At 64.8% G+C, this 23,505-nt stretch carries 23 protein-coding genes; 11 read left to right on the forward strand and 12 right to left on the reverse strand.

Annotated features, from left to right (window positions below; translation table 11 throughout):
* Nucleotides 1-6 precede the first annotated feature (6 nt).
* The gene (thiO, locus tag ACNFHO_RS15595; RefSeq protein WP_416766810.1) at nucleotides 7-1,104 is read left to right on the forward strand and encodes a glycine oxidase ThiO; all 1,098 of its coding nucleotides are present in this window, start codon (nucleotides 7-9) and stop codon (nucleotides 1,102-1,104) included.
* 53 nt (nucleotides 1,105-1,157) lie between these two features.
* On the opposite strand, the gene ACNFHO_RS15600 is transcribed toward thiO, so the two are convergent.
* The 10 genes from ACNFHO_RS15600 to ACNFHO_RS15645 all read right to left on the reverse strand — a co-directional run bounded on the left by ACNFHO_RS15600 (nucleotide 1,158) and on the right by ACNFHO_RS15645 (nucleotide 10,944).
* Nucleotides 1,158-2,567, reverse strand: coding sequence for an amidase (locus tag ACNFHO_RS15600; RefSeq protein WP_416766811.1), 1,410 nt, complete (start codon nucleotides 2,565-2,567; stop codon nucleotides 1,158-1,160).
* 1 nt (nucleotide 2,568) lies between these two features.
* Entirely contained in the window at nucleotides 2,569-3,846 is a 1,278-nt protein-coding gene (locus tag ACNFHO_RS15605) for a Zn-dependent hydrolase (protein ID WP_416766812.1), read from the reverse strand.
* 111 nt (nucleotides 3,847-3,957) lie between these two features.
* The gene (locus ACNFHO_RS15610) at nucleotides 3,958-4,653 is read right to left on the reverse strand and encodes an ABC transporter ATP-binding protein (RefSeq protein WP_063542818.1); all 696 of its coding nucleotides are present in this window, start codon (nucleotides 4,651-4,653) and stop codon (nucleotides 3,958-3,960) included.
* Nucleotides 4,653-5,405, reverse strand: a complete 753-nt coding sequence (locus ACNFHO_RS15615) for an ABC transporter ATP-binding protein (protein WP_054895108.1) — start codon at nucleotides 5,403-5,405, stop codon at nucleotides 4,653-4,655. Before ACNFHO_RS15615 ends, ACNFHO_RS15610 begins: the two co-directional genes overlap by 1 nt.
* Nucleotides 5,405-6,409: a branched-chain amino acid ABC transporter permease gene (locus tag ACNFHO_RS15620; protein ID WP_416766813.1), complete on the reverse strand. Its 1,005-nt coding sequence runs from the start codon at nucleotides 6,407-6,409 to the stop codon at nucleotides 5,405-5,407. The genes ACNFHO_RS15615 and ACNFHO_RS15620 overlap by 1 nt, the downstream gene beginning before the upstream one ends.
* A gap of 3 nt (nucleotides 6,410-6,412) precedes the next feature.
* Nucleotides 6,413-7,273 carry a branched-chain amino acid ABC transporter permease gene (locus ACNFHO_RS15625; RefSeq protein WP_416766814.1) on the reverse strand — a complete coding sequence of 287 codons (861 nt, stop codon included), beginning with the start codon at nucleotides 7,271-7,273 and terminating at the stop codon, nucleotides 6,413-6,415.
* 65 nt (nucleotides 7,274-7,338) lie between these two features.
* Nucleotides 7,339-8,541, reverse strand: a complete 1,203-nt coding sequence (locus tag ACNFHO_RS15630; protein ID WP_054895111.1) for an ABC transporter substrate-binding protein — start codon at nucleotides 8,539-8,541, stop codon at nucleotides 7,339-7,341.
* A gap of 91 nt (nucleotides 8,542-8,632) precedes the next feature.
* Nucleotides 8,633-9,397, reverse strand: a complete 765-nt coding sequence (locus tag ACNFHO_RS15635) for a FadR/GntR family transcriptional regulator (RefSeq protein WP_054895112.1) — start codon at nucleotides 9,395-9,397, stop codon at nucleotides 8,633-8,635.
* Between the two features lie 202 nt (nucleotides 9,398-9,599).
* On the reverse strand, nucleotides 9,600-9,830 hold the full coding sequence (locus ACNFHO_RS15640; protein WP_416766815.1) for a PP0621 family protein: 231 nt from the start codon (nucleotides 9,828-9,830) through the stop codon (nucleotides 9,600-9,602).
* Between the two features lie 94 nt (nucleotides 9,831-9,924).
* On the reverse strand, nucleotides 9,925-10,944 hold the full coding sequence (locus tag ACNFHO_RS15645; protein WP_054895114.1) for an outer membrane protein assembly factor BamD: 1,020 nt from the start codon (nucleotides 10,942-10,944) through the stop codon (nucleotides 9,925-9,927).
* Between the two features lie 147 nt (nucleotides 10,945-11,091).
* Here ACNFHO_RS15645 and rluD point away from each other — a divergent pair, with 147 nt between their 5' ends.
* The 9 genes from rluD (at nucleotide 11,092) to ACNFHO_RS15690 (ending at nucleotide 20,411) form a co-directional block, all read left to right on the forward strand.
* A complete protein-coding gene (gene rluD / locus ACNFHO_RS15650; RefSeq protein WP_063542824.1) occupies nucleotides 11,092-12,054 on the forward strand; it encodes a 23S rRNA pseudouridine(1911/1915/1917) synthase RluD in 963 nt (320 codons plus the stop codon).
* Nucleotides 12,051-12,791 carry a peptidoglycan editing factor PgeF gene (gene pgeF / locus ACNFHO_RS15655; protein ID WP_416766816.1) on the forward strand — a complete coding sequence of 247 codons (741 nt, stop codon included), beginning with the start codon at nucleotides 12,051-12,053 and terminating at the stop codon, nucleotides 12,789-12,791. Before rluD ends, pgeF begins: the two co-directional genes overlap by 4 nt.
* Nucleotides 12,792-12,983: 192 nt before the next feature.
* A complete protein-coding gene (locus ACNFHO_RS15660) occupies nucleotides 12,984-15,701 on the forward strand; it encodes a LuxR C-terminal-related transcriptional regulator (RefSeq protein WP_416766817.1) in 2,718 nt (905 codons plus the stop codon).
* A gap of 155 nt (nucleotides 15,702-15,856) precedes the next feature.
* On the forward strand, nucleotides 15,857-17,464 hold the full coding sequence (locus ACNFHO_RS15665; protein ID WP_112897298.1) for a tetratricopeptide repeat-containing response regulator: 1,608 nt from the start codon (nucleotides 15,857-15,859) through the stop codon (nucleotides 17,462-17,464).
* Complete coding sequence (locus ACNFHO_RS15670; RefSeq protein ID WP_416766818.1) at nucleotides 17,461-18,153, forward strand: sensor histidine kinase; 693 nt, start codon at nucleotides 17,461-17,463, stop codon at nucleotides 18,151-18,153. The genes ACNFHO_RS15665 and ACNFHO_RS15670 overlap by 4 nt, the downstream gene beginning before the upstream one ends.
* A gap of 168 nt (nucleotides 18,154-18,321) precedes the next feature.
* On the forward strand, nucleotides 18,322-18,576 hold the full coding sequence (locus ACNFHO_RS15675; RefSeq protein ID WP_416766819.1) for an AbrB/MazE/SpoVT family DNA-binding domain-containing protein: 255 nt from the start codon (nucleotides 18,322-18,324) through the stop codon (nucleotides 18,574-18,576).
* Nucleotides 18,573-18,920 (forward strand): type II toxin-antitoxin system ChpB family toxin, encoded by a 348-nt coding sequence (locus ACNFHO_RS15680; protein ID WP_063542834.1) that lies wholly within the window; start codon nucleotides 18,573-18,575, stop codon nucleotides 18,918-18,920. The genes ACNFHO_RS15675 and ACNFHO_RS15680 overlap by 4 nt, the downstream gene beginning before the upstream one ends.
* Nucleotides 18,921-18,948: 28 nt before the next feature.
* A complete protein-coding gene (locus ACNFHO_RS15685) occupies nucleotides 18,949-19,593 on the forward strand; it encodes an MBL fold metallo-hydrolase (RefSeq protein ID WP_054895121.1) in 645 nt (214 codons plus the stop codon).
* A gap of 95 nt (nucleotides 19,594-19,688) precedes the next feature.
* The gene (locus tag ACNFHO_RS15690; protein WP_054895122.1) at nucleotides 19,689-20,411 is read left to right on the forward strand and encodes an OmpA family protein; all 723 of its coding nucleotides are present in this window, start codon (nucleotides 19,689-19,691) and stop codon (nucleotides 20,409-20,411) included.
* Nucleotides 20,412-20,481: 70 nt separating this feature from the next.
* On the opposite strand, the gene pta is transcribed toward ACNFHO_RS15690, so the two are convergent.
* Nucleotides 20,482-22,572 (reverse strand): phosphate acetyltransferase, encoded by a 2,091-nt coding sequence (pta, locus tag ACNFHO_RS15695; RefSeq protein ID WP_416766820.1) that lies wholly within the window; start codon nucleotides 22,570-22,572, stop codon nucleotides 20,482-20,484.
* Nucleotides 22,573-22,603: 31 nt separating this feature from the next.
* Complete coding sequence (locus tag ACNFHO_RS15700) at nucleotides 22,604-22,906, reverse strand: DUF3565 domain-containing protein (RefSeq protein WP_054895124.1); 303 nt, start codon at nucleotides 22,904-22,906, stop codon at nucleotides 22,604-22,606.
* Between ACNFHO_RS15700 and ACNFHO_RS15705 the strand changes: the two genes are divergently transcribed.
* Nucleotides 22,905-23,390: an FKBP-type peptidyl-prolyl cis-trans isomerase gene (locus tag ACNFHO_RS15705; protein ID WP_054925639.1), complete on the forward strand. Its 486-nt coding sequence runs from the start codon at nucleotides 22,905-22,907 to the stop codon at nucleotides 23,388-23,390. The genes ACNFHO_RS15700 and ACNFHO_RS15705 overlap by 2 nt on opposite strands.
* Nucleotides 23,391-23,505 lie beyond the last annotated feature (115 nt).

The raw sequence follows: 23,505 nt of genomic DNA on the forward strand, positions 1-23,505 counted from the left end.
CGACAGATGAGCAAGCACGTAGTGATTGTCGGTGGCGGGGTGATCGGTCTGCTGACTGCCTTCAACCTGGCCGCAAAGGTTGACCGTGTGGTGGTGTGCGACCAGGGCGAGGTCGGTCGTGAGTCGTCCTGGGCCGGCGGGGGTATCGTCTCGCCCCTGTATCCGTGGCGCTACAGCCCGGCGGTGACCGCTCTGGCGCATTGGTCGCAGGATTTCTATCCACAGTTGGGCGAGCGTCTGTTCGCCAGCACGGGTGTCGACCCTGAAGTGCACACCACCGGTTTGTACTGGCTCGATCTCGACGATGAAGCCCAGGCCCTGGCCTGGGCTGCACGCGAACAACGTCCCTTGAGCGCCGTCGACATCTCGGCGGCCTATGACGCCGTGCCGGTGCTCGGCCCAGGCTATCAGCACGCGATCTACATGGCTGGTGTGGCCAACGTACGCAACCCGCGCCTGGTGAAGTCGCTGAAAGCCGCGTTGCTGGCACTGCCTAACGTCAGCCTGCGCGAACACTGCCAGATCAGCGGTTTCGCCCAGAAAGACGGGCGCGTGACCGGCGTTCTGACGGATGAAGGCGTGCTGGCCGCCGACGAAGTGGTGCTCAGTGCCGGTGCCTGGAGTGGCGACCTGTTGCGCACCCTCGGGCTGGAGTTGCCGGTTGAGCCGGTAAAGGGCCAGATGATCCTGTTCAAGTGCGAGGCCGACTTTCTGCCGAGCATGGTACTGGCCAAGGGGCGCTATGCGATTCCGCGGCGTGACGGGCATATCCTGGTGGGCAGCACGCTTGAGCACGAGGGCTACGACAAGACCCCGACCGAGGTTGCGCTGCAAAGCCTGCGGGCTTCGGCGATCGAGCTGTTGCCGCAACTGAAGGACGCACTGGTCGTGGGGCATTGGGCCGGGCTGCGACCGGGCTCGCCTGAAGGTATTCCCTACATCGGGCAGGTGCCTGGGCACGCCGGGCTGTGGCTCAACTGCGGGCATTACCGCAATGGCCTGGTGCTGGCGCCTGCTTCGTGCCAGTTGTTTACCGACCTGCTGACCGGCGCCGAGCCGATCATCGATCCTGCCCCCTACGCCCCGGCCGGGCGTCTGGGCTGAAAACACGCAGCGGCCTCGCGTCGCGCAAGGCCGCTGCGTGTCTTGCACAACCCTCAGTGCCGCTGCGGCGCCTGCAGGTGCCGACTCGGGTAATGCTGTTCGTACACCTTGCACACCCTGAGCACCTGTTCATCGGCAAAGCGCGCGCCCACTACTTGCAGCCCCACCGGCAACCCCTCGCGGGTGAAGCCGCAGGGGACCGACGCCGCAGGCTGCTGGGTCAGGTTGAACGGGTAGCTGAAGGGCGTCCATTCCATCCACTGCGTCATGCCCGACCCTGGCGGCACGTTGTGCCCGGCTTCGAATGCGACCAGCGGCAGCATCGGTGAAAGCAGCACGTCATGACGCTGGTGGAAGGCGTTCATCTGCGCGATCAGCTCGGCACGTGCTTCCAGTGCCTGGGTGTAATCGGCCAGGCTGATGCCAGCCCCCTGCTCGGCGATCCCGCGCAGGCCCGGGTCGAGCAAGTCCCGTTGTGCCTCGCTCAGTCCACTGGCCAAGCGTGCCGCGCCCGCGAACCACAGGGTATTGAAGGTCTGCAGCGGGTCGCTGAACCCTGGATCGACTTCCTCCACCGTCGCCCCCAGGCGCGCCAGGCGTTGCACGGCTTGGGCCACCAGTGCCTGGATCTGCGGATCGACCTGTATGTAGCCGAAGTCGGCGCTGTAGGCGATACGCAGGCCGCGCAGGTCTGTCGAGTCGTCCAGCCAGGGCGACTGGCGTGGGGCTCCGGCCAGGCCGTCGCGCGGGTCGGGGCGGGCTACGCAGTCGAGCATCAGCACGGCGTCATCCACCGTACGGGTCATCGGCCCCAGGTGCGACAGCACGGTCATGGCGCTTGCTGGCCACTGCGGTACGTAGCCGAAGGTCGGCTTGATGCCGAACGTACCGGTGAAGGCGCAGGGGATTCGAATCGAGCCACCGGCATCGCTGCCCTGGTGCAGCACGCCGAGGTTGAGCGCCGCTGCTGCTGCCGCACCGCCAGACGACCCGCCCGCGGTCAGGCGGGTATCCCAAGGGTTGCGGGTGATGCCGTACAACGGGTTGTCGGTGACCCCTTTCCAGCCGAACTCCGGCGTGGTGGTCTTGCCCACCAGCACGGCGCCGGCCTCGCGCATGAAGGCGCTGAAGGGCGCATCGACTTCCCATGGTCCGACGCCTGAGCTGGTGCGTGAGCCTTTGCGGGTCGGCATGCCGCGGGTCAAGGTCAGGTCCTTGATCGACGCGGGCAAGCCGTCCAGGCGTCCGCACGGCTCGCCACGCTGCCAGCGGCGTTCGCTGGCGCGGGCAGCGGCGCGTGCGCCTTCGCCGTCGACATGGCAGTAGGCGTTGACGGCGGGGTTGTGCAGGTCGATGCGGGCCAGCACGTCGTCGATCACTTCGAGGGGCGACAACTGGCGGCTGCGGTACAGTTCGAGCAGCTCGGTGGCACTGAATTCACCGATGGCGGTCTTGCCTGTCATCTCAATGGGCTCCCGGGTTGGCGGCCTGGACCATGGCGCGCAGCAGCACATCGCAGCCGTCTGCCAGGTCCTGCGGCGCGGCGTTCTCGATTTCGTTATGGCTGATGCCGCTTTCACACGGCACGAAGATCATCCCGGCCGGGCCCAGTTCGGCGAGGAAGATCGCATCGTGGCCAGCGCCACTGACGATGTCCATGTGGCTCAAGCCCAATTCGCGCGCACCCTGGCGTACCGCATCGACGCATTGCTCGGCGAAGTACAACGGAGGGAAGTCGGCGGTGGGGGTGAGCTCGAAACTCAGGCCATGGCGGGCGGCACTGGCCTCGATCACCTCGCGCACCTCGGCGACCATCGCATCCAGGTGGGCGGGGTCGAGGTGGCGCAGGTCGAGGGTCATCTGCACCTGGCCGGGAATCACGTTGCGCGAACCGGGGTGCACGTTCAGGCAGCCGACGGTACCGCAGGCATGTGGCTGGTGGGCGTGGGCCACGCGGTTGACTGCGGCCACCACCTCGGCAGCGCCCACCAGCGCATCCTTGCGCAGGTGCATCGGCGTCGGGCCTGCATGCGCCTCGACGCCAGTGAACACCAGGTCGAACCACTTCTGGCCCAGGCAGCCCTGAACCACACCGATGGTGGTGCGCTGGTCCTCCAGCACAGGCCCCTGCTCGATATGCGCTTCGAAATAAGCGCCGACCGGATGCCCGGTGGGCACCCGCGGGCCGGCGTAACCGATGCGCTGAAGCTCCGCGCCCACCGAAAGGCCCTGTTCGTCGACCTTGTCGAGGGTCTCCTGCAGGCCGAACTTGCCGGCAAACACCCCCGATCCCATCATGCACGGTGGGAAGCGCGAGCCTTCTTCGTTGGTCCACACCACCACTTCCAGCGGGGCCTCGGTCTGCAGGCCAAGGTCATTGAGTGTGCGCACCACTTCGAGCCCGGCCATGACGCCGTAGCAGCCGTCGAACTTGCCGCCGGTGGGTTGGGTATCGATATGGCTGCCGGTCATGACCGGCGCCAGTGCCGGGTTGCGTCCTGCGCGGCGGGCGAAGATGTTGCCGATGGCGTCGACACTGACCGTGCAGCCAGCCTCTTCGCACCAGCGCACGAACAGGTCGCGGGCCTGGCGGTCGAGATCGGTCAGCGCCAGGCGGCATACACCGCCCTTGGCCGTGGCACCGAGCCGGGCCAGGTCCATCAGCGATTGCCAGAGGCGCTCGCGATTGACCAGGGCGCCCTGGCCGAGCAGGTGTTGCGAGGGATCGATGCGGGTGTTCATGGTGCGTCTCTCCTGTAGCAGATTTAGGCCTTCTTCGCGGGGGGCGCGTGGCGATATCCCAGTGGGAGCGGGCTTGCCCGCGAAGAGGCCGATACAGAACGAGGCCTGAACTCAGGCACTCAGGGCCAGGTAACGGTTCTTGATGCTCGGGTCGTCGCGAAACTGTGCGGCGGTGCCCTGGTAGGCCACGCGGCCCTGTTCGAGCACGTAGTGACGGTCGGCCAATGCATCGCAGACCATCAGGTTTTGCTCCACCAGCAGGATCGACAGGCCTTCGTCCTTGATTCGCCGCAGGATCTTCACCAGCTCGTCGACGATCACCGGTGCCAGCCCCTCGGTCGGCTCATCGAGGATCAGCAGGCGCGGGCCGTTGAGCAGGGCGCGGGCGATCGCCAGCATCTGCTGCTCGCCGCCCGACAGCGCGAAGCCACCGTTACGGCGGCGCTCTTCCAGGCGCGGGAACATCGCGTAGACGTCGCGCAACTGCCAGCGGCTCTCCTTGCGCGTGGCGATCTTCAGGTTTTCCTCGACACTGAGCTGGCGAAAGATGCCGCGATGTTCCGGCACCAGAGCGATGCCCCGGCGGGCGATATCGAAGATTTCGCGGCCGACCAGAGGCTGACCATCGAAGCTGATCTGGCCCTGGCGAGGTCGGACAATGCCGAGGATGCTGCGCAAGGTAGTGGTCTTGCCAGCGCCGTTACGCCCGAGCAGGGTCACCAGTTCCCCGGCGCCGACCTGCAGGGAGACGCCTTCGAGCACGTGGCTTTTGTCGTAGTAGGAATGGATCGAGTCGACGTTGAGCATCAGGCGGCCTCTCCAAGGTAGGCGGTGCGCACGCGTTCGTCGTTGCGTACGAAGTCCGGGGTGCCCTCGACCAGGATCTGGCCGTGGCTCATGACGGTGATGCGCTGGCTGATCGACATGACGATGCTCATGTTGTGCTCGATCAGCAGCACGGTGTGGTCGCGGCCCAGATCGCTGATCAGTTCGGTCATCAGCGGGATGTCGTCGATGCCCATGCCGGAGGTGGGCTCGTCGAGCATCAGCAGGCTCGGCTTGGCGCAGATCGACATGCCGACTTCCAGTACGCGCTGCTGGCCATGGGAGAGTTCGCCGGCGAGGGTGTCGGCACGGCCTGTGAGTTTCAGGCGCTCGAGCACCTGGTCGGCGGTGTCCCAGTGGCTGCGCTTGTGCTCGACGCTGCGCCAGAAGTTCAGCGCGCCCAGGCCGTCGCGGCCCTGGGCGGCCAGGCGCAGGTTCTCGCGCACCGAGAGGTTCTGGAACAGGCTGGTGAGCTGGAACGAGCGCGCCATGCCCAGGGCCACGCGGCCATGGGAGGGCTTGCGGACGATGTCCCGGCCATTGAACAGGATGCTGCCGGCGGTGGCCTGGCGTTCGCCGGTCAGGCAGTGGAACAGGCTGGTCTTACCGGCGCCATTGGGGCCGATGACCGTGTGGATGGTGCCAGGCCGGACTTTCAGGTCGACACCGCCGACCGCGCGGAACGGTCCGTAGGCCAGCTCCAGGTTGCGGGTTTCCAGCAGGAACTCGCTCATCACAAAGTCTCCTTGGTCTTGGTCGACAACGCTCGCCTCGGACGCAGGCGCTTGCCCAGCTCGGCCAGGCCGCCCCACAGGCCGCCACGCATGAACACCACCACCAGGATCAGGATGAGCCCGAGCAGCATCAGCCAGCGTGGCCACAGCTCCGACAGCACATCGCCCAGCACCACGATGGCGCCGGCCCCCAGCAGCGAGCCGAACAGAGAGCCGGTGCCGCCGATGATGGTCATGATCAGGATGTTCTCGCTCATCATCAGGTCGATGTTCGACAGCGGCGCAAAGTGCAGCAGCATGGCGTACAGCGCCCCGGCGATACCGGTGATGGCGCCGGACAGCATGAACACCAGGATCTTGAAGTGGCGGGTGTCGTAGCCGATCGCCGCCGCGCGTGTCTCGTTCTCGCGGATCGCCAGCAAGGTGCTGCCAAAGGGCGAGCGGATCACCCGCAGGGCGAAGGCGAAAATCAGCAGGAACAGCAGGGCGACGAAGGCATAGAAGTGCCGAGGGTTGCCCAGGTTGACCAGCACGTGGCCGAAGACTTCGACATTCGGCCGTGGCACGTCGAGCAGGCCATTGTCGCCACCGGTCCAGCCGCTGAGGGTGTAGGCCAGGAAGTACGCCATCTGGCTGAAGGCCAGGGTCAGCATGACGAAGTAGATGCCCTTGCGCCGGATCGCCAGTGCGCCGACCAGCAGCGCCAGCAACGCACCGAATACCGCAGCGCCCAGCAGCGCGGCGAACAGCCCCCATTTCAAGTGGATCATCAGCAGTGCCGCGCCATAGGCACCCACGCCGAAGAAAATGCCCTGGCCGAATGACAGCAGGCCGGTGTAGCCCAACAGCAGGTTGCAGGCGAGCGCCGCCAGGGCAAAGATCAGGATCTCGGTGGCCAGCGTGGCCGAGGGCAGCACCAGCGGCAGCAGCACCAGGCTGGCGACCACCAGCAACAGCAGGACGGGCGTGCGCGGCCCGGCCGGTAGTGGATTCTTCTCGCTCATCAGTCATGCTCTCCCGAACAGGCCATAGGGACGGACCAGGATCACCGCGGCCATCGCCCCGTAGATCATCAGGCTGGCGCCTTGCGGCCAGAGGCTGGTCATCATGCTTTGCACCACGCCGACCAGCAGTCCACCGACCAGCGCGCCGCCGAACGAACCCATGCCGCCGATCACCACCACCACGAAGGCGATGCCGAGGATCTCCGGGCCGACGAAGGGCTGGGCACCACGCAACGGCGCGAACAGCACCCCGGCGACACCGGCCAGACCCACGCCGAGGGCAAAGGTCAGGGAGAACAGGCGGAAGATGTTGGTGCCCAGCAGCGACACGGTTTCGGTGCTTTCACTGCCGGCGCGTACCAGGGCGCCGAAACGCGTGCGTTCGAGCAGCAGCCACAGGGCCAGGCCGATCAGCGCGGCGAAGCCGATCAGGAACAGGCGGTAGTAGGGGTAGATGAAGTCGCCCAGAATGATCACGCCACGAAGCTCCGGCGGTACGGCGATGTTCTTGCCCACCGGCCCCCAGATCAGTACCGAGGCTTCCTGGATGATCAGCGCGATGCCCAGGGTGACCAGGATCTGGAAGGTGTGCGGCAGGTGGTAGGTGCGCTTGATCAGCAGGCGCTCGACCGCCCAGGCCAGCGCTGCCACGACCAACGGTGCGATCAGCAGTGCCAGCCAGAAGTTGCCGGTCAGGGCCACGGCGGTGTAGCACAGGTAGGCGCCGAGCAGGAAGAACGCCCCATGGGCGAAGTTGACGAAGTTGAGCAGGCCGAAAATGATCGTCAGGCCCACGGCGATGAGGAAGTAGATCATCCCCAGGCCCAGGCCGTTGAGCAGTTGGAACAGGTACAATTCGAGCATGAACGTGCCCTCGACAGCGCGCGGCGCGGCTGCCTGTACAGGTGTGTTTGACTGGCGCCGTGGCCTCAGGCCAAGGCGCAACCGGTGTGATCGACCTCGACGAACGAGCGGCCCGAACTGATGACTTCAGCCAGGTCGTCCTCGTCGCGCAACTGGCCCTGGGGCTTGCCGCGCAGCAGGTAGTAGTCCTTGAGCACCTGGTGGTCACCAGGGCGGATCAGCTCTTCGCCGGTAGGGCCCTGGAAACGCATGCCCTGCAAGGCCCTGGCGACGCTGGCGCCGTCGAAGGTGCCCGCCTGGACGATGGCGTCGAGCATGACCTTGGTGCCGATGTAGTCGGCGGCCAGTGGATAGTTGGGGTTGATCCCGTAGGCCTTCTGCGTGGCGGCGACCAGTGCCTTGTTCAGCGGCGTATCCACCTGATGCCAGTACTGGGCACCCAGGTAGACCCCTTCGAGCACGTCGCTGCCCAGCTCCTGGAACTGATCGAGCCCTGCCGACCAGACCAGCAGCACCTTCATCCGCTCCTTGATCCCGAAATTGACCGCCTGGCGCAGGGCGTTGGACGACTGGCTGCCGAAGTTCAGCAGCACCAGCACGTCGGGCTTGGCGGCGATGGCATTGGTCAGGTACCCGGAGAACTCCTGCTCCTGCAGTGAGTGGTAACTGTTGCCGATGTGCTCGACACCGAACTCGGCAAAGACCTTGCGCGCATTGTCCAGCAGCGCATCGCCGAACACGTATTGCGGGGTGATGGTGTACCAGCGCTTGGCTTGCGGCAGCTGGCGAATCATCGGCACCAGGGTTTCGCGAATCGCGCCGTAGGTCGGGACCGACCAGCGGAATGTCGACAGATTGCAATCCTTGCCGGTGATCTCGTCGGCGCCGACCGGGGTCATGAACACGCCGCCGGCCTTGTTGATTTCCTTGGACACGGCCAGGGCCGACGAAGACAGGGTGCAGCCCTGGAAGAATCTCGCACCGTCCTGGCCGATGGCTTCCTGCACCTTGCGCACCGCCTTGCCGGCATTGCCTTCGGTGTCGATGACCTTGTACTGCAGCGGCCGCCCCAGCAGTTGCGGGTGCTCGGCGATGGCCAGGCGCGAGCCCATGTCGGCGTACTTGCCGTAGCTGGCGAAGGCGCCGGACATCGACTTGAGCCCGTAGAAGACCAGCGGCTGTTCGGCGAATGCCCGCTGCGCTCCCAGGGGGAGGCTGCCGAGGGCACCCAGGGCAAGACCTGCCTTGAGCAGGGTACGTCTTTGCATGGATAACTCCTTGATTCTGGTTATTAGGCAGGAGTGGCAATGGCAAAGCGGGTACGGCCGGGCCTTTGAGCAGGCCTCTGTGCAGGCTGGATCAGTGGTGGTGTTCGAACTCCAGCAGGAAGTTGCGTTCGACCTCGCCCTCCAGCGCGGTCATATGGTGTTCGGCGTCGCACATGTGTTCGTGCATCAGCCGGCGCACGGCCTTCTCGTCGCTGGCGCGCAGGGCGACCAGCAGTTGCTTGTGGTAGTCGATGTTGGCAGCGGCGAACGCCTGGCGCTTGGGCAGGTAGGCCTTCTTCAGCACGACCAGGTCGCGCAGCAGGTCGTTGAGGAACACCGCCATGAAGCGCAGCAGCGGATTGGGGCAGCGGCGCGCCAGCAAGGTGTGGAATTCGATCTCCGCCAGGCGCTGTTCGCGCTGGCCCTGTTCGCTGTCTTCCGGGGTGCTGCAGAAGTCGATGTTGGCCTGCAGCGCAGCGTAGTCGGCGTCGCTGAGCTGGCCCATCACGGCCACTGCCAGCTCGACCTCGATGACCTTGCGCAGCTGGTAGACCTGTTCGCCGTCCAGATGCTGGAAGTGCAGGTAGTTGCGCAGCGCGCGACTGGCGGGCTCGGTGCCGACTTCAGCGAGATAGGCGCCGCCGGTAGGGCCGGTGCGGGTGTTGACCAGCCCTTCGACCTCCAGGGCCTTGAGCGCCTCGCGGGCGGTCCCTTTGGAGCATTCGAAGTGCTCCATCAGCTCGCGTTCGGTGGGCAGGCGATCGCCTGGGCGCAGGGCCTCGGTGACGATCGAGCGCTTGACCGATTCGACGATGACGTCGGAGAGCTTCTGGCGCTTGCGTTTGGGTTTGAGCATTTCGCTATTTTTCATATTTATGCGGATAAATAGGATTTAGCGAGTTTTGCTGGAAGGGGTCAATGGTGGCGGGGGAGCAGGGGTCGCAAATGGAGTGAAAGGGTCGGGGAGGGATAAGTGAGGCGGGCTCGGAAATCTGAAACTGCCCCCCGTGGGCGCGGGCAAACCCGCTTTCCCACAAGGGAGAGCTCGTTCTGTGCGATCAGCCTTGTCGGCCAGGACCCTGTTCGAGGTGGGCCTGGCTGCAGTACCAGTCCTTGCCGAGCTTGAGCGCCCGGTCGTTGGGCAGGTGTACGCCGCAATGGGCGCAACGCACCATGGTCAAGGGGGCTTCGAGGCGTGGCTCGGGACGTGATTGCTGGCTGATCTTGAATTTGCGCCACAGCCAGAACGCGGCGGCGATCAGGGCGATCCAGAAGAGTAGGCGAACCATGGTGTCCAGATTGTCGTGAATGAAGAGGCCACAGTCTAGGGCGCGGCCATGAAAAAAGGGAGGCCTGGGCCTCCCTTTCTCGTTGCGCGATCTGTCAGTCGAACAGACCGAAGGTCAGGTAGCTGAACCAGGAACGATCCACCTCGGCGTCCTTCGGACCTTCCGGCAGGATCGGGTCGCCGTTTTCGTCTTTGGGCAGCAGGTCGGCTGGCATTTCCGAACGGGCGTCCTTGAACTGACGGACCACGTCCTGGTTGGCGCGGGTTTCACCCGGTGGCAGCGGCGTGTCGGTCTCGATCAGGCCCAGGGTGGCCTTGGACAGCCAGGAGCGGCCGTCGGACTCGCCCTGCTTGGGTACGAACTGGCCGTCGACCAGGCTCGGGTGGTTCGGGTAGTTGAGCTTGAGGGTTTCCAGGCTGGTGGCGGCCAGGTCGTCCAGGTGCATTTTCTGGTAGGCCTCGGTCATCACGGCCAGGCCGTCGGCAACCGATGGCGTTTCCTGGAAGTTCTCCACCACGTAGCGGCCACGGTTAGCGGCGGCGACGTAAGCCTCACGGCTCAGGTAGTAGTCGGCGACGTGGATTTCGTAGGAGGCCAGCAGGTTGCGCAGGTAGATCATGCGCTGCTTGGCGTCCGGGGCGTAACGGCTGTTGGGGAAGCGGCTGGTGAGCTGGGCGAACTCGTTGTACGAGTCGCGCGCCGCGCCCGGGTCACGCTTGGTCATGTCCAGCGGCAGGAAGCGCGCCAGCAGGCCGCGGTCCTGGTCGAACGAGGTCAGGCCTTTCAGATAATAGGCGTAGTCGACGTTCGGGTGCTGCGGGTGCAGGCGGATGAAGCGCTCGGCAGCGGACTTCGCGGCCTCAGGCTCGGTGTTCTTGTAGTTGGCGTAGATCAGCTCGAGCTGGGCCTGGTCGGCGTAGCGGCCGAACGGGTAGCGCGATTCCAGGGCCTTGAGCTTGTTCACGGCACTGGTGTAGCTGTGGTTGTCCAGGTCGGCCTGCGCCTGCTGGTACAACTCGGCTTCGCTGAGGTTCTCGTCAATGACTTCCTTGTTCGAGGAACAGGCAGCAGTGAGCCCGAGGATGGCGATCAGCAGCAGGTGTTTCACTTGCATGGCGGCTTGCGTCCTTTGACGGCCGCTGTCTTGGGCGGTGCCGTCCTGTTATGATGAGCGCCCCCGGCCAACCCCGGGGCAAAAGAAGCCGTATTTAACCACAAGCACGCAGCCGAAACCAAAGGCTGTAAGCCCATCGATTCGAGCATGTCCGAGATCATTCAACTTAGTGCAGAGGTCCCGTCCGAGCTGGGCGGCCAACGCCTCGACCAGGTCGCCGCCCAATTGTTCGACGAGTACTCGCGTTCGCGCCTGACTTCGTGGATCAAGGAAGGCCGCCTGACCGTCGATGGTGCGGTGCTGCGCCCGCGCGATACCGTCCACACCGGCTCCGTTCTCGCCCTGGAGGCCGAACAGGAGGCACAGGGTGAATGGGAGGCAGAGGACATCGAGCTGGATATCGTCTATGAAGACGACCAGATCCTGGTGATCAACAAGCCTGCCGGGCTGGTGGTCCACCCGGCTGTGGGGCATGCCAGCGGTACCCTGCTCAACGCCCTGCTGCACCATGTGCCGGACATCATCAACGTGCCGCGCGCCGGCATCGTCCACCGCCTGGACAAGGACACCACCGGTCTGATGGTGGTCGCCAAGACGCTGCAGGCGCAGACCAACCTCGTCGACCAGTTGCAGAAACGCTCGGTCAGCCGCATCTATGAATGCATCGTGGTGGGCGTGGTGACGGCCGGTGGCAAGATCGACGCACCGATCGGTCGCCACGGCGGCATGCGTCAGCGCATGGCGGTCACCGATGGCGGCAAGCCGGCGGTCAGCCACTATCGCGTGCTCAAGCGTTTCCGTTCGCACACCCACGTGCGGGTCAAGCTGGAGACCGGGCGTACCCACCAGATTCGTGTGCACATGGCCCATGTCGGCTTCCCGCTGGTGGGCGACCAGACCTACGGCGGTCGCTTCCGCATCCCGCCTGCCGCCAGTGTGGCCATGGTCGAGGCGGTCAAGCACTTCCCTCGCCAGGCCCTGCACGCGCGCTTCCTGGCGCTGGATCATCCGACGACCGGTGAGCGCATGGAGTGGAAATCGCCTCTGCCGGACGACTTCATGTGGCTGCTGTCGCTGCTCGATCAGGACCGCGAGAGCTTTATCGGATGAGCGAGCTGACGCAATCGCTGATCTTCCCCGACTGGCCGGCCCCGGCCTCGATTCGCGCTTGCGTCACTACACGAGAGGGCGGCGTCAGCCTGCCCCCCTACGAAACCTTCAACCTGGGTGACCACGTGGGCGACGATCCTGCAGCGGTCGCCGAGAACCGCCGTCGCCTGGGCGCTGAGTTCGCTATCCAGCCGGCCTGGCTCAAGCAAGTGCATGGCCTGGTCGTGGCCGACGCCGATCCGGCCGTGGTAGCCGAAGCGGATGCCAGCTGGACCGACCAGCCCGGTATCGCCTGTACCGTGATGACCGCCGATTGTTTGCCTGCGCTGTTCTGCGATCGCGCCGGTACGCGTGTGGCGGCCGCACATGCTGGCTGGCGCGGGCTGGCCGGTGGCGTGCTGGAAGCCACCCTTGATCGTCTGGCGCTGGCGCCTGAAGAGGTGCTGGTGTGGCTGGGCCCGGCTATCGGCCCGCAGGCGTTCGAAGTGGGCCTGGAAGTGCGCGATGCGTTCACCGCCATGCATCCAGAGGCCGCCAGTGCCTTCGTCGCGGGCCAACGCCCCGACAAGCTGATCGCCGACATCTATGCCCTGGCGGGTATACGCCTGGCCGCGCGCGGTGTGACGGCCGTCTATGGCGGAGGGTTCTGCACGGTCAGCGACCCGCGTTTCTTCTCCTATCGACGCACCCCGCAGGGCGGGCGCTTCGCTTCGCTGGTCTGGCTCGAATCTCGCTGAGCCTCTGCGCCCGTTCTGGGGCGGTCTGTGCTATGCCGTGCAATAGATCTCACTGATGTCCATCAGTGTTGTTGCTTTTTGTCGTAGTCTTTTCCTTCTCAAGCGTTTTGATCATCTTCAAATGCGTCGCAATAGCCGCTAGGCTCGCAACAATCCGTATCGCCGTGATCTTCCAACCAGAACGAGTCGGCCATGACAGATTTGTCCCGTACGCATGGAGTCGCCAGCCAGGCCCTTGGTCTGCTGGACGGGCGTTTCTTCCGGCCACCGCTGCCGGACGGGCATGTGCTGCGCGCGCGCTTGTGCCAGCGTCTCGAAGCGGGTCTGGATGGGCGGCTGCTGCTGGTCAATGCACCGGCGGGGTTCGGCAAGAGTTCGCTGGCCATCGAGTTCTGCCAGCAGTTGCCCAGCCACTGGCGCAGCCTCTGGTTGGGCCTGAGCCAGCGCGACGCCGACCCCGGTCGTTTCCTCGAGCGTCTGCTCGAAGGCTTGCAGCAGTTCTGCCCGGCATTGGGCGGTCAGGCCATGGGGCTGCTGAAGATGCGCCAGCGTCATCAGCCGTTTGCCTTCGAGGAGTGGCTCGACAGCCTGCTCGACGAGCTGGCGCTCTACCTGAACGCCGACACGCCGCTGCTGCTGGTGCTGGATGACTACCATCTTGCCCAGGGGCCGGTTCTCGATCGCTGCCTGCAGTTCTTCCTCAACCATTTGCCCCCGGGCCTGGCATTGCTGGTCACCAGCCGCCAGCGCCCTGACTGGCATCTGGCGCGGCTGCGCCTGTCGCGCCAGTTGACTGAGCTCAACGAACAAGACCTGCGCCTGACCTCCGATGAAGCCCTTGCCGTGATTGGCCGCCAGCCCACCGGCCTGCGTGGCCAGGCGCTGGACAACCTGATCCAGCGCAGCGATGGCTGGGTCGCCGGGTTGCGTTTCTGGCAGCTGGCGACCAGCGAGTCGGGCGAGGACCATGCCTTGCCCCAGGCGCTGCACGGTGGCGAAGGGCTGATCCGCGATTACCTGCTCGAAGAGGTCATCGAGATCCTCCCGGTAGACGTCCAGGCTTTCCTCTACGACACCGCCTGCCAGGAGCGCTTCTGCACCGAACTGTGCGACGCCCTGCGCGAGCGTGAGGACAGTGCGGCGATCCTGCGCTACCTGCAGGCTCACCAGGTGTTCCTGGTGCCGCTGGATGAGCACGGCCGGTGGTTCCGTTACCACCACCTGTTCTCCGACCTGCTGCGCAGTCGCCAGGCCAGCGAGCCTTCGGCGGCGCTGCATCTGCGTGCCTGCCGCTGGTTCGAGCGCCAGGGGCTGCTCGACGAAGCGGTGGAGCAGGCCTTGCGTGCGGGTTCTCTGGATGTCGCCGCCGATCTGGTGCAGAGCCTTTCCGAAGAGCAACTGTTGGCCGAACAGAACGTCGGCATGCTGCTGCGCTGGAAGATGGACCTGCCAGACAGCCTGCTGATCAGCACGCCACGCCTGATCGTGCTGTACAGCTGGGCACTGGGCCTGGCCTGTCAGCTGGATGCAGCCGAAGAACTGGCGGCCTATCTCAACCGTTTCCTGCCAGCGCCCTCGGCGACCGCACAGAAGTCCATGCTCGCCCAGTGGCTGGCGCTCAGCGGCGTGATCGCACGCGGCCGCGGCGATCGCGAGCGGACCCTGGCCTACTGTGAGGAAGCCCTGCAGAGCCTGCCCTGCAAGCGCTATGGCCAGCGCCTGGTGTGCCTGTCGACGCTGTCCAACCTGGCCATTGCCGACGGTGATTTCTGGCGGGCACGGGGTTGGAACCGTGAGGCGCTGGAGTTGGCCCAGCGTGTTGGCAATCCGTTGTTCGAGGCCCTGGCCCATTACGACCGCGCCAGGGTGTTGCACGCCCGGGGCGAAGTGTTGCGCGCCCTGGACGAGGTGCGTCAGGGGTTGCAGCGTCTGCAGGGGTTGTCGGGGCAGCGCCTGTACGCCGTGCGCGCCCGGTTGATTCTCTACGAAGGCTACCTGTATGCCTCGCGCCTGCAACCAGGCCAGGGGCGGGCGCGGTTGCGCGCCGGGCTGAGCGAAGCACGGGCCTGCCGTGATATCAGCGTGCTGATCGGCCATTGCGTGATCGCCTCGCTGGAGGGGCGCGACGGGCGCTTCGCCGAGGCCTTTGCGGAGCTCGCCGAGGCCGAGCGGTTGATGCATATCTGGGACGTGCCGCCGATCTTCTATCTGGCCATGATCACGCTGGTGAAATGCGAGCTCTGGCTGGCCCAGGGCCGCACCGACCTTGCCGAGTCCTGGCTGCTGCGCCTGGGGCAGACCTACGGCGGCGAGCAACCGGCCGCGGCACCGGAATTTCATCCATTGCTGCCACTGCATATCGAGCTTCAACAAGCGTTGCTGGAACGTACCCTGGCACGACCGGAGCCTGCCGAGCAGCGCTTGCGGGCGCTGGTCGCACAGGGGCAGGCCAGTGGTGGAATGATGCTGGCGGTCAGCGCGCTCTGCCAGTTGGTTGAGCTGTTGCTGGCGCAGGGGCGCGAACAGGAAGCGGGCAAGTTGCTGGGCAAAGCGCTTGAGGCCGCGCGTGGCGGTGCCTTGCATGCTTTCCAGCGGCTGCTGGAGGAACGCCCGATATGGTTGCGTGAGCAGCTCGCCGCCAGCCCCGTGTGCCCGGTCCAGGCCGAACTGCTGGCACGCCTGCCGCAGACTCCGCCTGTCACCGTGGCCAGCAATGAGGCGCTCAGTGGCCGTGAGCTGGCGGTACTGGAACTGATCGCCCAAGGCTGCTCCAACCAGCAGATCAGTGAGCGCCTGTTCATCTCCCTGCACACCGTCAAGACCCACGCCAGCCATATCAACAGCAAGCTGGGCGTCGAGCGCCGCACGCAAGCCGTGGCACGGGCCAAATCGCTTGGCCTGCTGGTCTAGAAAGCGCGTTGTAGTTAAAATGATGGCTAGTTGCCATTGTCTTGTCATGCGCTGACTTCCCAGTCTCATCTTTCCCGCCGCCCGGCCGATACAGCATTCGCCGGGCACAGTCGCCGCAGGTCTTTTTCCACCTCTTCTCAATACAGGTCGTGTTGATGCTGCAGTATGGGCAAAAAAGCTTTCTGATCGTCGACGACTTCACCGACTTTCGCACCTCGACGCGCTCCATGCTGCGCGAGCTGGGTGTGCGCGACGTGGACACCGCCGACAGTGGCGAGCAGGCCCTGCGGATGTGCGCGCAGAAGCGCTATGACTTCATTCTCCAGGACTTCCACCTGGGCGATGGCAAGAAGAACGGCCAGCAGGTGCTTGAGGACCTGTTGCTGGACAAGCTCATCAGCCATGAATGTGTGTTCATCATGGTCACGGCCGAAAGCAGCCAGTCGATCGTCCTCAGCGCCATCGAGCATGAACCGGACGCCTATCTGACCAAGCCGTTCAACCGCCTGGGCCTGGCGCAGCGGCTGGAAAAGCTGGTGCAGCGCAAGACCCTGCTCAAGCCGATCCTCCAGGCGCTGGACCGCGGGCGCCCGGCCGAGGTGCTGGCGGCCTGCGCCGAGCTGTGCAAGCAGGATCCGCGTTTCGCGCCGTTGTGCCTGCGCTACCGGGCCGATGCGTTGCGCGACCTCAATCGCTTCGACGACCTGGAAAAGTTTCTTACCAACATTCTTGCCAGCCGCCCGCAGCCTTGGGTGTATTCGGCGCTGGGCAGCCTGATGCACAAGCGTGGCCAGTACGAACAGGCCCAGGGCGTCTATGAGCAAGCGCTCAAAGCCTTCCCGATCATGCCTGGGCTGTACGACGGGCTGGCCGAAGTGCTGGTGGCCAAAGGCGACAACAAGCGCGCCCAGCACATGCTCGAAGAGGCGGTGCGCCTGTCGCCGCTGGCGGTGCGTCGCCAAGCAGCGCTGGGCAAGCTGGCGCTGGACAACGAAGACTACGAAGGCGCATCCAAGGCATACCGGCATGCCGTCAGCCAGGGGCAGAGCTCGCGTTACAAGAGCGCCGAGAGCAACCTGGGCCTGGTCCAGGCGCTGATGAACAAGAACGCCGGCAATGGCCTCGATGCGCGCACGCGGGTCGAGATCAATACCGTGCTCAGCGAAGTCGCCAAGGAAAACACCGAGGACCAGGGCCTGCAGGTGCGCGCCCGGCTGATGAAGGCTGCCAGCCTGCAGCAGGCCGGCGATGCGGAAACCGCGGCCAAGCTCACCGAGCAGGCCATGCAGCGCCTGGACAAGATGGACCAGTTCTTCTCGGTCGATGCCGCACTGACCGTGGCCAGGCAGCTCAAGGAGCTGGGCCAGGAGTCGGCCGGGACTTCGATCCTCAAGGGCTGCGTGGAAACCTATGGCGATGACCCGAAAGTGATGCAGAGTGTGGCCAAGGTGACTGACGACCCGAGCGTGCTTGGCGCTGTCACCGAAGCCGTGGATCTCAACCGCCAGGGAGTACGCAGTTACCAGGGCGGCCAGTTGAACGAGGCTCTGGAGATGTTCCGCAAGGCCCTGTCGTTGCAACCGAAGAACATCAGTATCGCCCTCAATACCGCCCAGGCGCTGCTGCGTATCGGCGGCGAAAGTCCGTCGGAGTCGCTTATGCAGGAATGTCGCAACTGCCTTAACCGCGTGGCCGGCATCCCCGCCAGCGACAACCGCTTCGACCGCTACCGCAAGCTGCACGTGCGAGTGTTCGGCGCATGAGCCGCGATGAGCAGGGGCTGGATTTTTCTACGGTGATCGCCTCCACCGTGCACGACATGAAGAACTCGCTTTCGGCCCTGATCCAGGCCCACGACCAGTGGCTGGCGCGTTTGCCCGAACAGTCCCGCAGTGGCAGCGAACAAGGGGTGATGGAGCACGAGTTCCGCCACCTCAACGGTATGCTGGTGCAGTTGCTGGGGTTGTACAAGCTGGGCATCAACCAGTTGCCGATCTGCCCCGACTACCACGAGCTCGAGGATTTCGTCGAAGCCCAACTGGCCGCGCAGCAGGAAGTCATCCGCCACCGCGACGTGCTGGCGACCTGGCGCATCGACACCGAAAGCCCGCTGGGCTTCTTCGACCGTGAACTGGTCGCCTCGGTGGTCGCCAACGTGCTGACCAACGCCATTCGCTACGCCGGGCACACGCTGCTGATCAGCGTCGAAGAGGAGGGCGAGCAGTTGGTGATCAGCGTCAACGATGATGGCGCCGGTTATCCACAGCGCTTGCTCGAGCGTCAGCAGGACTACGTGCAAGGCATCGACCAGCAGAGCGGCAGCACCGGCCTTGGCCTGTACTTCGCCGCCAGGATCGCCGCCCTGCACGAGCGCAACGCGGTGCGTGGGCGGATCGAAATCGCCAACGGTGGTGCGCTGGGTGGCGGGTTGTTCAGGTTGTTTTTGCCTTGACTCTGGCTATTTGAGTGTCACTTCCCACTGCGTTGTGGGATAGCTCCTGACCTCGAGTTCATGACTTCAAAAGCAGCGCTTCAGATGACAATGTAGACACGTTGTTTCTACAAGTTACTTGCAATCATCTGGAGGGTTTCTACTATGTATCTACCTTTGGAGATACTTATGGAAGTCAAGATTCAACAATGGGGCAACAGTGCTGCCATTCGCCTGCCATCGACCATTCTCAAGCAGATGCGCCTGAGCGTGGGCTCCGTCCTCAGCCTGGATACCGCCACCGGGTCGCTGGTTCTCAAGCCCGTCCGATCAAAACCCAAGTACAAGCTTGAGGAGCTGATGGCCCAGTGCGATCTCGAGGCACCCGAGCCGGATGAGCTCGCGGCGTGGAACGCCATTCGTCCTGTTGGTCGTGAGGTATGAGGCGGGTGGGATTCGCCAGGGGCGATATTGTGCGAGTCGATCTTGAGCCTGTGGTCGGACGCGAGCAGCAAGGTGCGATGCGTCCGGTTCTGGTGCTCACACCGGCTGCCTACAATGCCGCGGGCCTGGCGGTGGTAGTCCCGATCACTCAAGGTGGGGATTTCGCCCGACATGCCGGGTTTGCAGTCACGCTCAGCGGGGCAGGTACGCGAACCCAGGGCGTGGTGTTGTGCAACCAGTTGCGTACGCTGGATCTCGAGGCACGTGGTGCCCGACGTATCGAGTCTGTTCCCGACGTTGTCATTGATGATGCGCTGGCGCGCGTACAAACCTTATTTGAATGAGCGTGAAGTCGCTTGGAGCTGGACTCCCATGACCCCTATCCCTGTATCGCTGATCCGCGAAACCTTTCCCGTAGGCCCCCTGCAGTGCAACTGCACGCTGATCGGCGACCCGGTCAGCAAGAAGGCCATCGTCGTCGATCCGGGGGGCGACGAGCAGAAGATTCTCGCTCGCCTGCAACAGCATGGCCTGACGCTGGTGAGCATCATCCATACCCACGCCCACTTCGATCATTTCCTGGCTTCCGGCAGGCTCAAGGAGCTGACCGGTGCGACCCTGCACCTGCACAAGGACGACCAGCCGCTGTGGGACAACCTGGAAATGCAGTGCCAGATGTTCGGTGTGCCTTACACGCCGGTACCTGCCCCGGACCGCTGGCTCGCCGATGACGAAGCGCTGGCCTGCGGCTGTGGCGTTGCGCTGCACACACCCGGGCATACGCCGGGCTCGATGAGTTTCTGGTTTGCCGAACACAAGCTGCTGATTGCCGGCGACACCCTGTTCCGGCGTGGCGTGGGGCGCACCGATTTGTGGGGGGGCGATCAACGGGCTATCGTTCGTTCAATCAAGGAGCGGCTGTACCGCCTGGATGAAGAGGCGATCGTGGTGACCGGCCATGGGCCGGACACTCGCCTCGGCGAAGAGATGCGTGAGAACCCGTTCGTGCGGGCGTGAAGTTTCATGGAATTTTTCCGCGTCGCTGCAATCCAAGGCTGGCATTGATCCGCATACGATCCGCTGCACTTTCGAATTTCACCAGGAGCTTGTCCATGTTCACCATGCGTCGTCTGATTATCGTCGCTACCGCTGCTGCCCTGATGACCGGCTGTGCCGGCCAGAACCCCTACGACAACCAGGGCCAGGCGCAGGGCGGCTCCACAGGGATGAGCAAGACTGCCAAATACGGTGGCCTGGGTGCACTGGCCGGTGCCATCGCGGGTGCGGCCATCGATCACAACCACCGTGGCAAGGGTGCGCTGATCGGCGCTGCTGCGGTAGGCGCCGCCGCCGCCGGTTATGGCTACTATGCCGACAAGCAGGAAGCCGAGCTGCGTGCACAGATGGCCAACACCGGTGTCGAAGTGCAGCGCCAGGGTGACCAGATCAAGCTGATCATGCCAGGTAACATCACCTTCGCGACCGATTCGGCGAATATCGCCCCAAGCTTCTACTCGCCGCTGAACAACCTCGCCAGCTCGTTCAAGCAGTTCAACCAGAACACCATCGAAGTGGTTGGCTTCACCGACAGCACCGGCAGCCGCCAGCACAACATGGACCTGTCGCAGCGTCGCGCGCAGGCCGTCAGCACCTACCTGACCTCGCAGGGTGTCGATGCTTCGCGGGTGTCGGTACGTGGCATGGGCCCGGACCAGCCGATCGCCAGTAACGCCGATGCCAATGGGCGGGCGCAGAACCGTCGCGTCGAGGTCAACCTGAAGCCGATCCCTGGCCAGCAGTATGACCAGCAGGGCACCGTCCAGCAGTACCCTTGACCTTTAACCCAGCCGCTTTGCGGCCCTGTCGCGGGACAAGTCGGCGCACCGACTTGTCCCGCGATGCGTTTCAGCGTACGTGACTGGCCTGGATCGCCGTCAACGCGATGGTGTGCACGATATCGTCCACCTGCGCACCGCGCGGCAAGTCGTTCACTGGCTTGCGCAGCCCCTGCAGCATCGGCCCAAGGCTTACGCAGTCGGCACTGCGTTGCACCGCCTTGTGCGTGGTGTTGCCAGTGTTCAGGTCCGGGAACACGAACACCGTGGCGCGGCCCGCAACCTGGCTGTGCGGTGCCAACTGCCGGGCAATCTCCGGATTGGCTGCGGCGTCGTACTGCAACGGCCCGTCGATCAGCAGGCCATGTTCCGCCTGCTGCGCCAGGCGCGTGGCTTCGCGCACCTTCTCCACTTCCTCGTCACTGGCCGCCGAGTCGCTCGAATAACTGAGCATCGCCACGCGCGGTGCAATCCCGAAGGCCTGCGCCGACTCGGCGCTTTGCCGTGCGATCTCCGCCAGCTCCACGGCGCTGGGGTGCGGGTTCATGATGCAGTCGCCGTACACCAGCACCTGCTCGGGGAACAGCATGAAGAACACCGACGACACCAGGCTGCAGTCCGGTGCGGTCTTGATCAGTTGCAGGGCCGGGCGGATGGTATTGGCGGTGGAGTGCACCAACCCTGAAACCAGGCCGTCGACTTCATCCAGCGCCAGCATCATGGTGCCGATCACCACCGGATCCTCCAGCTGCTGCTCGGCCATCGGGGCGTTGAGGTTGCGGCTCTTGCGCAGCTCGACCATCGGCTCGACGTAGCGTGCGCGAATCAGCTCGGGGTCGAGGATTTCCAGGTCGGCTGGCAGGGTAATGCCCTGGGCACGGGCCACCGCCTCGACTTCCTCGGGCTTGGCCAGCAACACGCAGCGCGCGATGCCGCGCGCCTGGCAGATGGCGGCGGCCTGCACCAGTAACGGTTCGGCGCCCTCGGGCAGGACGATGCGCTTGTTGGCCTGCTGCGCGCGCTGGATCAGCTGGTAGCGGAACACCGCTGGCGACAGGCGCATCTCTCGCGGCGTGCCACAACGCTGGTGCAACCAGTGGGCGTCGAGGTGGCTGGCGACGAAGTCGGTGATGAACTCGGCACGCTCGCGGTCGTCCACCGGGATCTCGCGGTTCAGCGAGTTGAGCTGGTTGGCGGTGTCGTACGAGCCGGTGCTCACCGAAAGGATCGGCAGGCCGGCCTGCAGGGCGCCGCGGCACAGTTCGAGGATGCGCGGGTCAGGCTTGCTGTCGCTGGTCAGCAGCAGCCCGGCCAGTGGAACGCCGTTGATCGCTGCCAGGCTCACGGCGAGGATGATGTCGTCGCGATCCCCGGGCGTCACTACCAGGGTGCCCGGCTTGAGCAACGGCACGGTGTTGGCCACGGTGCGTGCGCAGATGATGATCTTGTTCATCCGCCGCTGTTCGTAGTCGCCGGCGTTGAGTACCTGGGCGCCGAGCAACTCGGCCACATCGCGGGTGCGCGGGGCGTTGAGATCGGCCAGGTAGGGGATGCAGCCGAGCAGGCGGAAGTCGTTGCCGCGCAGCAGTGGCGAATGCTCGCGCAGGCGCGTGGCGAAATCGGCCACGCTTTCGTCGGTACGGACCTTGTTGAGAATGACCCCGAGCACCTTCGGATCACGCGGGCCACCGAACAGCTGGGCCTGCAACTCGACGCGCCCGGACAGCTCGCTGAGCACCTCGTTCTCCGGTGCCGAGACCAGAATCACCTCGGCATCCAGGCTCTTGGCCAGGTGCAGGTTGACCCGCGCCGCGTAGCTGGCATGACGGGTCGGCACCATGCCCTCGACCACCACTAAGTCGTTGCCGATGCAGGCTTGCTGGTACAGGCGGATGATTTCTTCGAGCAGTTCGTCGAGTTGGCCATCGCCCAGCATGCGCTCGACCTGGGCCAGGCTCAGCGGCGTGGGTGGCTTGATGCCGTGGGTGCGCGCGACCAGCTCGCTGGAGCGCTCGGGGCCGGTATCGCCGGGATGCGGCTGGGCGATTGGCTTGAAGAAACCCACCTTCAGGCCGCCGCGCTCAAGGGCGCGTACCAGGCCGAGGCTGATGGAGGTCAGGCCGACACCAAAGTCGGTCGGCGCGATGAAAAATGTCTGCATGCGTGCTTCTCGGAATAAGCGGTGCAAGGAATCAACGGCCAAGGGTAGCGCTATCGGCCCCGTTCGCGCACCAGCCGCAGGCAAAAGCCTGGCCGATGCGCCGGGTGCGCTCGTGCGCATCCAGCACCCAGGGGCGCGCCTGCCACGGCGGCTGGTGGCGCAGGTGCTGGGTATGACCGCAGGACAGCTCGACCACCCAATGGCCTTCCTCGTCCTGGTGAAAGCCGATGATCCGACTGATGGGCCGTTCGCCAGCCGCCGCGCGTTCGCAATCGGGCGAGGCCTTGGTTACACTTGTGCGCTCTACATTCTTTTGCAAAAGGTCTTGCCCCATGCTGATCGCCGCCAACAAGGCAGTCTCCATCGACTATACCCTGACCAACGACGCCGGGGAGACCATCGACAGCTCCGCCGGTGGCGCGCCACTGGTCTACCTGCACGGTGCCGCCAACATCATCCCGGGCCTGGAAAAAGCCCTGGAAGGCAAGCAAGCCGGTGACGAACTGACCGTTGCCATCGAGCCGGAAGACGCCTATGGCGAGTACCTGGCCGAGCTGGTCAGCACCCTGAACCGCAGCATGTTCGAAGGTGTCGACCAACTGGAAGTCGGCATGCAGTTCCATGCTTCGGCGCCGGACGGCCAGATGCAGATCGTCACCATCCGCGACATCGACGGCGACGACGTGACCGTCGACGGCAACCACCCGCTGGCAGGTCAGCGCCTGAACTTCCAGGTCAAGGTGGTCAACGTGCGTGACGCCAGCGAAGAAGAAATCGCTCACCGTCACATCCACGGTGAAGGTGGCCATCACCACTGATTTCTCAGCTAAGCTCTGAGAGTCGTCAGGCGCTCGAGCAAGCCGACCTACCCCCACGGGCGGGTGCACGGCTTGGTCGCGCGCCTTTTTAGTGGGCGCAATTCGCCCCAGCGGC

The sequence above is a fragment of the Pseudomonas sp. NY15374 genome (assembly GCF_048068255.1).
GTDB classification, from domain to species: domain Bacteria; phylum Pseudomonadota; class Gammaproteobacteria; order Pseudomonadales; family Pseudomonadaceae; genus Aquipseudomonas; species Aquipseudomonas machongensis.